This is a genomic window from Microcoleus sp. FACHB-672, assembly GCF_014695725.1.
Taxonomy (GTDB): Bacteria; Cyanobacteriota; Cyanobacteriia; order Cyanobacteriales; family Oscillatoriaceae; genus FACHB-68.
Map to the genome: position 1 here is coordinate 172,841 of NZ_JACJOU010000015.1, position 13,133 is coordinate 185,973.

The following is a 13,133-nucleotide window of genomic DNA, read 5'->3' on the forward strand; positions in this document are numbered from 1 at the left end:
CTGAGACATTTAGACAGTTTTTGTTTGTTACAAAATCTAAAGAAACGTGCGGTTTTCTTTCCTTAATTTTTTGCCCTTAAGCGCCTCGGAGGTTCCGCGATGGTTCAATTTCACATTCAACCAGACAGTGATATTCCCGCATCAACTCAGCTATTTAACCAGATCCGGTTTGCCATTGCCTCTAGGCAATTTCCGCCTGGACACCGGCTGCCAAGTACGCGAGCGCTGGCCATGCAGACCGGCCTGCACCGTAACACTATCAGCAAAGTATATCGGCAATTAGAAGATATCGGCCTGGTTGACGCACAAGCCGGTTCTGGCATTTATGTCCGCGCTCAAGGTAGCGAACTCAGCGGTGCGCGTCTGCGATCTCCCATCTTGGAACAGCATCCCCAAGCTTACAAAGTTGTGCAGAAAGGTCTTGACGAGCTGCTTAACCAGGGTTGTTCACTTAATCAAGCCAGAGAGCTATTTCTTGCGGAAATTGACTGGCGGCTGCGCTGTAGTGCGCGGGTACTGGTAACGGCACCCGGTCAGGATATTGGTGTGGGAGAGTTGATGACCCAGGAATTGGAGCAGGCGCTTCGCATACCTGTGCAATTGGTGCCAATGGAACAACTCAGTGATGCGTTGGATCAAGCTCACTCAGGTACAGTGGTAACAAGCCGTTATTTTATTGGCGAAGCAGAAGCCACGGCGGCTCCTAAATCGGTTCGGGTTATCCCCATTGATATCTACAACTATGCCAAAGAAATTCACTTGGTAAGAAGTCTTCCCAAAGATACCTGCTTTGGAATTGTTAGTCTTAGTTCCGGTATTTTGCGAGCGGCTGAAGTGATTATTCACAGCTTGCGAGGAGACGATCTACTGGTGATGACGGCTCAAACCGGCGACGCCTACAAATTAAATGCTTTGGTTCGCACGGCACGGACGATTATTTGCGATCAGGCGAGTGCCGGTGCTGTGAAAACTGCAATTACGGCGGCTAGAGACGATCTAATTCGTCCACCTCAAGTTGTTCCCTGTGAGAATTACATTGGGGCAGAATCAATTAGCCTACTCAAGCGCGAACTAGGTTTAAGTTGAGTGTATTTTTTCTTAAATGCGGTTGCCTTTTATCCTCGGCCAAGTGAAGGACAAAGGGCAACCGCTCGGGGATAATAATTTTTAAATAACCTGAAGAATCATCCCTTCACGGGCCAGAAATCCTTTAGGAAAAGCCTCTTTAACATCCGCTTCGACATTATCTAAGAAATCATCATCATGAGCCGGATCATGATGAAAGATCACTAAATTTTTAACGTCGGCAGCTTTCGCTAATTCTACTCCTACCTGCCATGTTGAGTGCCCCCAGCCAACTTTCGGTGTTTTCGGGTGATGGTACTCTTCGTCTGTATAGGTGGCATCGTAAATAAAATAATCGGCTTCACGGGCTAAATGCAGAACATTTTCATCTAAGCGATCTGGAAAATGTTCTGTATCGGTGCAGTAAACGGCGCTGTGTCCCTGCCAAGTCACGCGATACCCAATCGCAGTGCTGGGGTGGTTGAGGTGAACTGTCTCAATTGTGATATCGTCTAGGGTGACGACATCCCCAGGATGAAGGTCATAAAACTTCATCTCTGAGCGCATTCCCTGAAGCGGAATGGGAAAGTTGGGATGGAGCATTTGGTCAGATAGACGCTGTTTTAAAGTTGCGCCGTTGGGGGCGACTGCGCCGTAAATATGGAAGCAATTGCCTGGAACAAAGGCGGGGATAAAAAAGGGAAATCCTTGAATGTGATCCCAGTGAGAGTGGCTAAAAAATATATAAGCTTCAACCGGCATCTGCGGCAGCAAGGTTTTTCCCAACACTCGCAAGCCGGTGCCGCCATCAAAAATCAGACGTTTACCCGCCACCTGCATTTCCACACAGGAAGTATTGCCACCATAACGAACCGTTTCTTTACCGGGTGTGGCAATACTGCCACGCACACCCCAGAACTGGACAACAAAATCGGAGTAAGGGCTGGTTTGCATACTGGCTTTCCCATCAAAAGGCTGCGGATACAGATGAAAATCAGGCATCTTCAGGCATCTTTAAGATTAGGTTAGCCTTGGATTTGAAGTTCATTGTAACGGCTAATTTTTACAGATCGGTTACGCTCGTCCACTAGCACCACTGTGGGCGAATGGTCTTTGAGTTGTTCTGGGGTGAATTGCGCGTAGGTCATTATAATCAGGCGATCGCCTTTCATCCCCAAACGCGCCGCCGCCCCATTGAGTTCGATTGCCCCTGAATCAGCCGGTGCCGCAATTGCATAAGTAATTAGCCGCTCCCCGTTGGCCACGTTAACCACTTGCACCTGCTCGTAGGGTAAAATGCCGGCTGCATCTAATAAAGTTTGATCGATACTGATACTGCCGATGTAGTCTAGATTGGCAGATGTGAGTGTGCAATGATGAATTTTGGCCAAAAGGAGCGTTCGCTGCATGATGATCTCAAAGTAGTCACCTTCGGCTAAAAACCAACCCTACCGTTCGCGCATAAAATAAATTTATTGTCAAGCACAAACTTTCCTTTCTAAGATAACCCATCTACAGCGGCTAGTGCTAGATTTTGCCAGAACCCGCCCTAACTGCCGGTTTAGAAAGTGGGGTTTGCCGGCTCTTGTGTTTTCAAAAGCACGCTTGATCTCCAGGTTTTGTTGCCGCACCCCCTAAAGACGTTTTAGGCAACGTCTTTAAAACTGGCAGATTCGATTGGTTTTTCCCAAAGATTGTTAGAAGTCTTTATGGGTTCTATCAAAATTTACAACATACTAGCCACATTCTCGTAGCCTTTCTATTTTTTTAGGGAAAAATTTTGGGAAAGCTACTAATAGTTAAAATTATATATCCAAGGTTTCTGATTGACAAGTTTACTGCCTCTAAAGCTTGTGGAACTTTGAATAAAATGCAAATCTACAGCAAAGGCAGAGAAATGCGATTGGAGAGAGCCGCCACATTGAGCAGCATTAGTCAATGTTTTTACCCATTTTTACTACGGATTCAGCCGAGGGCGACTTTTTCGGTCGAGTTTCTACAGCCAAATGTTTTACGATGGTCGCACTGGTCTGGCCCAGTGCGCTAAATTGCCGGGGCGAGGGTTGGCTCACCCCGCTTCAACTTCATTTACTCGCAGCTTTAATGCATTTCTCTACGAGAGGCATGACTTGATCGACATCCTGCCAACCCTGAATTTCTGTTACCTTCTTTTCCAAGTTTTTGTAGGTTTTGAAAAATTCAGCAATTTCATCTAGGCGGTGGGGTGCCACATCTTGAAGGCTTTTGATGTGAGAGTAGCGCGGATCTTTGTCGGGAACGCAGAGAATTTTTTCGTCGTGATCGCCGCCGTCGATCATCAGCAGCATTCCAATGGGCCGCGCTGCAATGACACATCCCGGAAAGGTTGGCTGATCGATTAATACCATGCCATCGAGGGGATCGCCGTCATCGGCTAGGGTGTTGGGCACAAAACCATAGTCGTAGGGATACTGAACGGAAGAATAGAGTACCCGGTCTAGGGCAAAGGCTTGCAAGTCCTTGTCAAACTCATACTTGTTTTTGCTGCCGGCGGGAATTTCAACCAGAACGTTGATTAGGCCCGGTTTTGGTTGAGCAGGAATGCGCGATAAATCCACAATGGTTCTCCAAGCTAATAGCGGCTAAGGGGTGCCGTTCCAAGCTCATTCTCAGGCGCTTTGTTGCACCGAGAGCGTTCAGCCGTCCCCCGAATAGCATTTTAGGGGAAGACGGTGTGTGCAAACTCCTTAACCGGCTTAAATATCTTGCTGGACGAGACAGATGGCAGGATCAGGCTCAATCTTGAGACACTTGCAGCAGATAGGGGGCCGGTTGCAGCACTTCGGCTTTGCTCGAAGAATAATGGGCGATGATAAATAGGGGTAAAGTCAGGGTTAAGACAGCAATTAAGGTTCCCACGAAGTCTGCCAGCTTATGAGGAGGCGGGTCAGCACTATTAGCAGGGTCACTACCTGAGTCCATGATCAAAAGAATGTTATCAACCAGTTACAGCAAATTCACGTAGAGGATATCGATGTACCCTCTAAGCTTTATTGTAACGATTTACCGCAGAAGGACTGTCTTCTACTCAACAATCTCAAGTAAATCTTCACAGGTGTAATGGCATGGCTGGTTGAGAGTGATCCTGGCCTTAGTGCCGGCGCTGCGGTGTTCTGGCAGGGGCTAACAGACGGTAAAAACCCGCTTTTGACGCTGTTTGCCTTTTTTGCGCCAAAGTCAGTGATTTAAGGTTTAACTGAGCGTCCAAGCCCCGTCCCAGTCCTCTGGAGGCGGTGATTTGATCCAGTGCTGGCAGCGCTTTAGCTGGATAGCTGCCGCTTTGTCGCTGCTGTCAATTTCCATAACGGTGGCAAATTCGCCCATCGCAATGGCAAACTTACGCTTGAGGTAATACTCGCGCCCTTTATAGTAGTGATCCAGTACCTTTTGCTTCTGTTCGGAAATGGATTGAGAGCGCAGCCCCAGTAGTTCATACACCGCAACTGCACGATGGTTTCCTTGCACGCGAATTGAGTCAAGTTCTCGAACCCAAACGCGCTCCGTACAGCGTTGATAAGTGTTTTCACTGATGACAATACTGCAGCCATATTGCTTACAAACGCCTTCCAAGCGATAACCGAGATGGACGCCGGCACCAATGGCCATAAAATCCATGCCTCGGTTGGCCACAAGGTTGCTGCTGAAGACCTTGTCAGTATTAATGCCAATGCCAATTTTGACGATAGGCTTGTTGACGGCTTCTCGACCGGCATTGAATTCGGCCAAATACTGATTCATATCCAGGGCGGTTTGCACAGCACACCAAGCATGATCGTCTAAGGGTTCGGGAGATCCAAAGACAACGAGAATGCGATTGCCAATGCAGGCTGAATTGATCTGTTGCTTAAGGGCTTGCTTGTACTTAAAAACTGCATCCCCCATTGCTTCAAAATATTTGTTGAGCAAGCTGCTCATCTCTTCATGCTCTATGCTGCCGGCCAGGTTGGAGTAGCCGCTAATATCAGAGAATAAAATTGAAACATCTTTGTGTTCGCCAAGGGTTTCTGACGGCGTTACCTGTGCAAACGGCATAGAATTTTCGCCTGCCAAGGTTGGATCGAAATTCGCCTGGGGAGAAGCCGTTTTGTCAGAGTAGTTGGCAGACGGACTACCTAATTCCATATTCCATAAAAAAACGTAAACCTACTTAAAACTGAGAAGTCACAATTCTGGAGCCAAAATTTTTCGATTGATCGATTTCAGCTCCTCAACTGCGATCTCTGCGACCAGAATACTATTTTTCTGTAAGTTTCCAGACACCATCCCAATTATCGGCGGGTGGTTCGATCAGAAAATGATTGCAACGTTCGATGTGTAATTCAGCGGCTTTGTTTTTCGGATCGATTTCCAGAACTTGACCGAACTCAGCCAAAGCTTGAGCAAACCGGCGACTGCGGTAATACTGTCGTCCTTGTTCGTAATGTTCCATTATTGCCAGCTTTTTGGGTTCAATGTCCTCGCAGCGCAGTCCCACGAGTTCATAGATTTTCACCGGCTCGTTTTTTCCTTTAACTGTAATATAGTCCAGTTCCCTGACATAAAGCCGATCGGCACAAGGCAGATAGGTTTTTTCACTGATGACGATATCAGTGCCGTACATTTTGCTAGTTCCTTCCAAGCGAGATCCCAAGTTCACCCCATCTCCAATCGAGGTGAGTTCCATCCGCTTGCTCGAACCGATATTGCCACTCACCACTTCATCCGAGTGAATGCCAATTCCAATGCTAATCGGTGCCTTACCATTTTCGACGCGTTCCTCATTGAATTTTATCAGCCGGGAGCGCATCTCAATTGCCGTTTGCACGGCACACCAGGCGTGATCCGCCAGGGGTAAGGGCGATCCAAACACTGCCATGATCGCGTCACCGATGTATTTATCGAGGGTGCCTTTGTATTTAAAGACGGCATCAACCATCGATTCAAAATATTCGTTGAGCATCGCCACGACTTGTTCGGCTTCCATGCCTTCGGTCAAGGTGGTGTAGCTGCGAATATCTGAAAATAAAACGGAAACTTCTTTGCGTTTGCCACCGAGTCCGGTGTCGCCACTTGCGAGCAACTGTTCAGCCACTTCTTGGGTCATGTAGCGATACATGGTACTCTTGAGCCGTTTTTCATCGCTAATGTCGTCCATGACCACCAAAGCACCATTGACGATGTTGGCGTCAACTGCACTTGCCATTGTACTGATTGTCAGATTAATACTGTGTTGTTCTTTTCCTTGGGAAAGTAAAGTTTGCTCTGGGTAATATTGCTGCCGGGATTTTTCATCCTTGGCTTCTAACGCCGCTGTGAACCACTTGGAGAAGTCTGCCTCTTCAATTTTGATGACATCAATAACGTATTGACCTTCAATCCGATCAGTTTCTTGTAAGCCCAACAGTTTCTTGGCACTTTCATTCGCTGCAATAATGTGCCCGCTTCTGTCGGTGGAAATGATGCCATTAGAAATGCTGCGGAGAATATCTCGCTGCATTTGTTCTTGTTGCTTGACTGTGGCGAAGAGGGAGGCATTTTGTAAGGCGACGCCGGCTTGAATATTAAATGCGTGCATGAATTCCATGTCGCCGCGATTAAAACTTGCCCTCCAGCATTCAGGTGCATTTGGCCAGTCTTCGGGATTGTAGGGGGGATACTCTCCTTGTTTTTTCTTATTAATTAATTGTGTGACTCCGATCAACTCGTGATCTGCGTTGTACACCGGCATACACAACATACTGCAAGTGCGGTATCGAGTTGTTTGGTCTGTTTTTTTAGCTTGTTCAGCGCCGGCATGATCGTACAAGTCAAAGCTAATTAAAAGGGGTTCTCCCGATTCTGCAACTTGGCCGGCAAACCCTGCGGTCCTCGGAATCCGCATTTCTTTTAAAGAGCCGTTAATCGGGATTTTTGTCCACAGCTCGTTTTTTTCTTTATCTAACAGCCACAATGTGCTGCGATCAGCGTTCATCAGTTTCTTCGCCTCATCCATCACTTTGGTGAGGGTATCTTCGAGATCCAAACTGCTTTGGCTCAGAGATTGTGTGGCGTTGATCAACGCTGAAGCCGCACGCTGTTTTTGAGTTGCTTTATAAAACGAACGGGACGACTCTAGAATCAATCGAATTGAAGGGGCAAAGTCTGCAAATACCTCTTCATCAACCTCAGTAAATCCTTTTGTATCGATTCTGTCAGCTAAAGGATCGCCGGGATCGTGAAGTTTTTTCAGCTTGTTAAGCAATTGCACAACGGCGACGATATCTCCTTGTTCGCTTAACAAGGGTAGACATAGCATCGTGTAGGTGCGGTATCCTGTTTTTTTGTAAGTTTTCTTCGATTCAGCGGAGCGCGGATCGTCAAAGAAATCGAAAGGAATATTAACAACTTTTTTAAAAGTAGCCGATTCGCCGGCGATTCCCTTATCTGCTGGAATCCGGATTTCTAGGGTTCCACCCCCCTCACCTTTCGCGACGATCGACCAAAGTTCGTTTTTTTCTTCATCTAGTAAAAAAATAGTCGTTCGATCCGCACCGAGAAGTTCGCCCGTTTTTAACGTAATCGAGCGCAGCATCTCATCTAGAATCGCATCAAAGCCTTGGCTGTCAAGCATACTGTCCAACATAGACAGGGTTTGATTGACAACCTTGAGTTTGTCCTCTACTTCAGTGACAACTTGTTTAAAGTTTTCCTGATTGAGGGTGGAAAGGTAAGACGTGAAAGTTCCTTGCGATCGGCTGAGCGCACCGCCTTGCGACTCGGTGTTAGATGAACTGGTAGATGCACTGACGGGGGATGCGGATTTATTAGGAGGATTTTTTTTACCCTCTACTTGGGCTGTGACATCAATGACTGCGCCGTTTTGATGATCCCAAGTATTTGATTTTGGAGATGCAGCTGTCATAGCTCTTTACTCTTAAAAAGATGCCTGGAGTTAGAGAACGACTTTGACTGTGTAAGTATTCTGCCAATACCGCCTGACGGGTAGGTTTTACCGAGCAAGCAGATCCAAGACTACTCCCCCAGTTTACTCGGTCGTTGAGAATTGGATGATAGATGACGATGTTGTTAAAGTGATAGCACGTTTTGCCAGATAAAAGTGTGTGATTTCGACACTAAAGCTGACTCGCATTAGACTTTCAATCATGATTTTGGCATTCTAAAGGGAATTATGTGTGTTAATTTCTACCAAGTATTTCCTTTATGAGAGTTTTGGCAATATCTAAACGGGGCATTGGCAACACTAGGTCGTTTAGGCCGGCGATCCATGACTGGTCAAATCTATCACACCGTAAGTTTAAGAATTTTTTGCAGTAGATTGGGATGGTGTTTTTACCGGCATTGCGGTTGAATTTTTCCCCAATTGAGTGCCGGCTGGCATCGGGTTCTCGTTAGCGCGGAGATTTGCCGCTTGAACCAAGAGAGAATCTGCAAATGCGATCGATTGTTGCGCGGACTGTCCCCCGGCTAGCTGGGCTAGTTCTTCGCGGCGTTGGTGTGAGTTGAGCTTTGCGACTCGAACCACGGTTCGCACGTCTGCGAGCAAGAATTCTTGATGATTGTTATGGGTTTCTGTTTCTGGACAATCAATGGTTTGTTTGTCCACTCGGTAATGATGATCCGCCATCGCCGCGACGAGCGGCTGGTGGGTGACACAAAGGACTTGGTGCCGGTGACTGAGTTGGTAGAGTTTTTGGGCGATGGCTTGGGCGACTCGTCCGGAAACCCCCACATCAATTTCATCAAAAACCAGCACGCCGGCATCATCGACCTGAGCGAAACAGGCTTTCAAGGCCAAGAGGAAACGACTCATTTCCCCACCAGAAGCAATTTCTGTAAGCGGTTGTAAGGGTTCACCGGCATTCGGGCTAAATTTAAAGGTAATTCGGTCTGCACCGGCAGCGGTGGGAGGACAGGGGGCAATTTCGACCTGAAACTGCACTTTCTCCATCGCCAGGGGCTTAAGTTGTTTAATTAGCCGAGATTCCAGTTCACCGGCAGCCGTCTGGCGCAACCCGTTTAACGCGCTACAGGCTTCTGTTAGCTGGCTTTGAGCGACTTGATAAGCTTTTTCCAAAACTTCTAAGGACTGACCTTCGCCAGTGAGTTCCTCTAGCTCGGTTTGAATCCGCTCATGGTAGGCGATGGCATCGCCCAACCCCGGTCCGTATTTGCGACAGATTTGTTTAAGTTCCAAGATCCGCTGCTCAACGTCTTGCAGCCGCTGGGGATCGGCCTCCAAACTCGCCTCGTAGGTCGATATTTGCCGGCCTGCTTCCATTATATCGGCTAAGGCGTTACTCACTAAATCGAGGACTGATTGCAGCTCGCTGTCGTAGCGCACCATATCTGTTAGGCTTGCTTCCGCTTGCCCCAATAAATCGGCAGCGGCTTCTGCGCCGGTGTCGTTTTGATAAAGTGCTTGGTAGACTTGATAGCTTTGCTGTTGCAGCTCAACGACGTGTCCGAGGCGTCTGCGCTCACCTTCTAGCTGTTCTAATTCGTCGGCATCGCCCAAACCGGCAGCACTAAGTTCTTTAATTTGATAGTCGATCAAATCGAGTCGTTGCAGTCGTTGCTGTTCTGACTGCCGCCGCTGTTCAAGCGCTTGTAATGCTTGCTGGGAAATGGCAAAGGCTGCTGCGACTTTTTGCCGGCGATCCAAAATAGCGGTTCCCCCAAAGGCGTCTAGCCAGTCCCGCTGGCGGGCCGGTTGGCCAAGTTGCACCGTTTGACCTTGGGCGGTAATTTCCACCAGGCGTTCCCGCAGCTGATCCATGAGCTGGCGGTTGACGAGTACCCCATTCAGGCGAGAACGGCTGCGGAGGCTGGTTTGACCGGCAACCAGTTCCCGGCAGGCAACGAGTAAGGTGCCATCGAAAAGGTCTATTTCCTGCTCTCGCACCCACTCGGCTACGGTTGGCTCAAGCTCGAATGTTGCTTCGACCAAAGCCCGTTCTGCGCCGGTGCGAATGGCCCGACTTGTGACTTTGCCACCCAAGGCAGCATCAAGGGCGTCTAGGATAATCGATTTCCCCGCGCCGGTTTCGCCGGTGAGGACATTAAGGCTGGTGCCAAATTCTAATTCCAGCCGATCTATCAGGGCAAAATTTTCAATCCGTAAGGATATCAACATGGGTCAAAATTCAGTTTAAAGGCAATATGCCGGGGCGCACGCAAATAAGGTTGTTTCAATCTGCCGGTGTGAGGCTCACGCATTCCTTGATATTACACAAAAGTTTTACCCAAGGTTTTTTTAGTCGCTTTGAATCCTAGCAAATTTGCTTAAAAAAGCGAATTAATCAAGGTATTGACAAAGAATAAAATCTTGAATGTAAACTTAATTTTGTCTAAAAAGTTTAGGAGGTAAAGCTTTAATTTTTCAAATTTCCGTGATTTGAATTTTAAACATAGAGATTGAATTGTGTTAAAGCAGAGATTTTGAGTAAATTTTTTTGGCTTTATTTTCTTGAGTTCTGGCAGCACCCAGAGCGAGTCTGAAGGCTGTTGCTTTTGGGCCTGGGTGAGAGGGAGTTCGCTTCTACAGAAGAAATCCCAGTGAGAGCAAGCCGATTTTCCCCTTCACTTTAACTTGGCACGCTGCTGTTTTTTGACACACCGGCACTCAACTGCGCCGGCAGCCACTCCTGAACTGAGATTCTACCTTGGGAATTATGGTGCGCCACCGGCAAATTGTTACAATGTTTAACATCGTTACCTCTAGTCGGTTCCTAACTCATGGATGTCAAGACGGTATCACCTACCTCAGCCCAGTTGAATTCAGCGACAATGACCGAGCAGCCGATATCTGCAGCCACAACCCAGGAGGCAAGCTCGGCAGTTGCCACTATCACGGTTGAGAGTGAGCGCATCCCTAGAGTGGTGGAGCTAACAGACATCGTCGTGCCGGTGCCGACAGATAACTTTTCAGCAAATGCGTTGCAGTACGATGCAGTTGCGATTAACGAATATTACAGCTCCAGACCGCTGCCGGTGTGGAGGCGCAGGCTAAGCATTGTGTCAAAACTGGCTAGCTTTGGCCTGAATCTATGGTGGGATCGCCAAACCGGCAGATTGGTTAAAAATCAGCCGGCTAGAGCTGAGCAGTTGCGGAAAATGCTGACTCAGTTAGGCCCAGCCTTTATTAAAATTGGGCAAGCTTTATCAACGCGCCCCGACTTGGTGCCACCGGGTTATTTGGAAGAGTTGGCGAAATTGCAAGATCAACTGCCTCCCTTCCCCAACAAAATTGCCTACCAATTTATTGAAGAAGAACTCGGTGCTCACCCTAATGAAATTTATGCCGAACTTTCACTAGAGCCGGTGGCGGCGGCGTCCCTTGGGCAAGTTTACAAAGGCAAGCTGAAAACCGGCGAAACAGTTGCGGTGAAGGTACAACGACCCGGTTTAGCTGAAAGCATCACTTTAGATGTTTACATCTTGCGGCGGTTGGCTGGTTGGGCGCAAAGAAATATGAAACAAGTTCGCAGCGACTTAGTGGCAATTGCCGATGAGTTTGCCGCCCGCTTGTTTGAGGAAATGGACTACACCCACGAGGGTCATAATGCCGAACGGTTCGCCGAGTTATACGGCCATTTGAAAGACATTTACGTGCCTAAAATTTACTGGCCTTACACGGGCCGGCGGGTGCTGACAATGGAGTGGATCGACGGCACCAAACTAACCAATTTAGAATCGCTAAGCGCTCAAGGAATTGACGCTTCATACTTAATTGAATTAGGCGTTCAGTGTTCCCTGCGCCAGCTGCTAGAGCACGGCTTTTTCCACGCCGATCCCCATCCGGGCAATTTGATGGCAACGCGAGATGGGCAGTTAGCTTATCTCGACTTTGGCATGATGAGCGAGGTGAAACCTTATCAGCGTTACGGTTTAATTCAAGCCATTGTTCACCTCGTCAACCGCGACTTTGAAGGTTTGGCTCACGATTATGTGAAGCTAGAGTTTTTGACACCGGATACTGACCTGACGCCAATTATTCCAGCACTAGCCGGCGTGTTTGGTAATGCTTTGGGAGCAAGTGTTGCTGAGTTGAATTTCAAGAGCATTACTGACGAGTTGTCACAGGTGATGTATGACTATCCCTTCCGCGTGCCGGCTTATTACGCATTGATTATCCGGTCGCTGGTGACCTTAGAAGGGATTGCAATTAATGTCGATCCCAACTTTAAGGTACTCAGTAAAGCTTATCCTTATGTGGCAAAACGGCTGTTAACAGATACGTCTCCAGAATTGCGATCTTCTTTGCGGGATTTGCTGTTTAAGGAAGGTAGTTTCCGCTGGAACCGGCTGGAAAATTTATTAAAGAATGCGAAAAGCAGCGATGATTATGATATCAGTCAAGCGCTGAATCAAGCATTAGAATTTTTGTTCTCCGAACGGGGCGATTTCATTCGAGATTATTTGATTGATGAGATTGTTAAGACTTTAGATACTCTCTCGCGTCAAAGTTTTCAAAACGCGACTTCTGTTGTGGGAGAGTGGTTTGGTTTAAGGGTAAATAAGCCGGCGATGACTCCTGCAGAAGAGAAAAATATGGAGCATTTCCAACGCATTTTGGGAATTCTTCAAGAAACAAAAGGTTTCGATCCGGTAAAGGTGGCTTCAGTGCTTCCCCAGCTTATCCTCAAGCCAGAAACTCAGCGCATGGGTAAGCAAATTGCTGGCGGTTTAGCTCAGCGTGCTTTAGCGCGGTTGATTCGTGATGTTTTACTACGGGAAGAACCGATTAAAAGTAACGGTTACAATGGCAGTCAACAACGCGCCTTATCTCTGCCGGCTCAAAGAACAAAATAACCCAAAAATCCCACAGATGAAGTTATCAGCCGGTTAACTTCATCTGCGTTTATCTGCGGTAAAAAAAATCAACCTACTATTCTCTCACCGGCTAACTTCCTGCCATCCTATTTAAGTTAAACTCAGAGACATCGATTCTAACTGCATCGCTGCCATCTTAGCATGGGCACAATTCAAGAATGCCGCGAAATCAGGAAAAATATGTAACATGAATTAATAAAAGTTTCTGAGCAAAAACA

Annotated in this window: 10 protein-coding genes; 3 read left to right on the plus strand and 7 right to left on the minus strand. The window is 47.5% G+C overall.

The window, feature by feature from the left end; all coding sequences use genetic code 11:
* Positions 1 to 99 precede the first annotated feature (99 nt).
* Positions 100 to 1,086 carry a GntR family transcriptional regulator gene (locus tag H6F56_RS10575; protein WP_190667604.1) on the plus strand — a complete coding sequence of 329 codons (987 nt, stop codon included), beginning with the start codon at positions 100 to 102 and terminating at the stop codon, positions 1,084 to 1,086.
* An 81-nt stretch (positions 1,087 to 1,167) separates the two neighbouring features.
* Here H6F56_RS10575 and H6F56_RS10580 read toward each other — a convergent pair whose 3' ends face one another.
* The 4 genes from H6F56_RS10580 to H6F56_RS10595 all read right to left on the minus strand — a co-directional run bounded on the left by H6F56_RS10580 (position 1,168) and on the right by H6F56_RS10595 (position 4,026).
* On the minus strand, positions 1,168 to 2,019 hold the full coding sequence (locus tag H6F56_RS10580; RefSeq protein WP_190668169.1) for an MBL fold metallo-hydrolase: 852 nt from the start codon (positions 2,017 to 2,019) through the stop codon (positions 1,168 to 1,170).
* Between the two features lie 71 nt (positions 2,020 to 2,090).
* Positions 2,091 to 2,474 (minus strand): aspartate 1-decarboxylase, encoded by a 384-nt coding sequence (panD, locus tag H6F56_RS10585; protein ID WP_190667606.1) that lies wholly within the window; start codon positions 2,472 to 2,474, stop codon positions 2,091 to 2,093.
* Positions 2,475 to 3,149: 675 nt separating this feature from the next.
* Positions 3,150 to 3,662, minus strand: a complete 513-nt coding sequence (locus H6F56_RS10590) for an inorganic diphosphatase (RefSeq protein ID WP_190667608.1) — start codon at positions 3,660 to 3,662, stop codon at positions 3,150 to 3,152.
* 178 nt (positions 3,663 to 3,840) lie between these two features.
* Positions 3,841 to 4,026 carry a hypothetical protein gene (locus H6F56_RS10595; RefSeq protein WP_190667610.1) on the minus strand — a complete coding sequence of 62 codons (186 nt, stop codon included), beginning with the start codon at positions 4,024 to 4,026 and terminating at the stop codon, positions 3,841 to 3,843.
* Between the two features lie 138 nt (positions 4,027 to 4,164).
* Between H6F56_RS10595 and H6F56_RS26825 the strand changes: the two genes are divergently transcribed.
* On the plus strand, positions 4,165 to 4,293 hold the full coding sequence (locus H6F56_RS26825; RefSeq protein WP_255513704.1) for a hypothetical protein: 129 nt from the start codon (positions 4,165 to 4,167) through the stop codon (positions 4,291 to 4,293).
* Positions 4,294 to 4,296: 3 nt separating this feature from the next.
* On the opposite strand, the gene H6F56_RS10600 is transcribed toward H6F56_RS26825, so the two are convergent.
* From H6F56_RS10600 to recN, 3 genes are all read right to left on the minus strand, one after another.
* Complete coding sequence (locus tag H6F56_RS10600) at positions 4,297 to 5,226, minus strand: adenylate/guanylate cyclase domain-containing protein (protein ID WP_242031949.1); 930 nt, start codon at positions 5,224 to 5,226, stop codon at positions 4,297 to 4,299.
* A 112-nt stretch (positions 5,227 to 5,338) separates the two neighbouring features.
* On the minus strand, positions 5,339 to 7,984 hold the full coding sequence (locus H6F56_RS10605) for a GAF domain-containing protein (RefSeq protein ID WP_190667611.1): 2,646 nt from the start codon (positions 7,982 to 7,984) through the stop codon (positions 5,339 to 5,341).
* 393 nt (positions 7,985 to 8,377) lie between these two features.
* The gene (gene recN, locus H6F56_RS10610) at positions 8,378 to 10,216 is read right to left on the minus strand and encodes a DNA repair protein RecN (protein ID WP_190667613.1); all 1,839 of its coding nucleotides are present in this window, start codon (positions 10,214 to 10,216) and stop codon (positions 8,378 to 8,380) included.
* Between the two features lie 602 nt (positions 10,217 to 10,818).
* On the opposite strand from recN, the gene H6F56_RS10615 reads away from it, so the two are divergent.
* Complete coding sequence (locus H6F56_RS10615; RefSeq protein ID WP_190667614.1) at positions 10,819 to 12,894, plus strand: ABC1 kinase family protein; 2,076 nt, start codon at positions 10,819 to 10,821, stop codon at positions 12,892 to 12,894.
* Positions 12,895 to 13,133 lie beyond the last annotated feature (239 nt).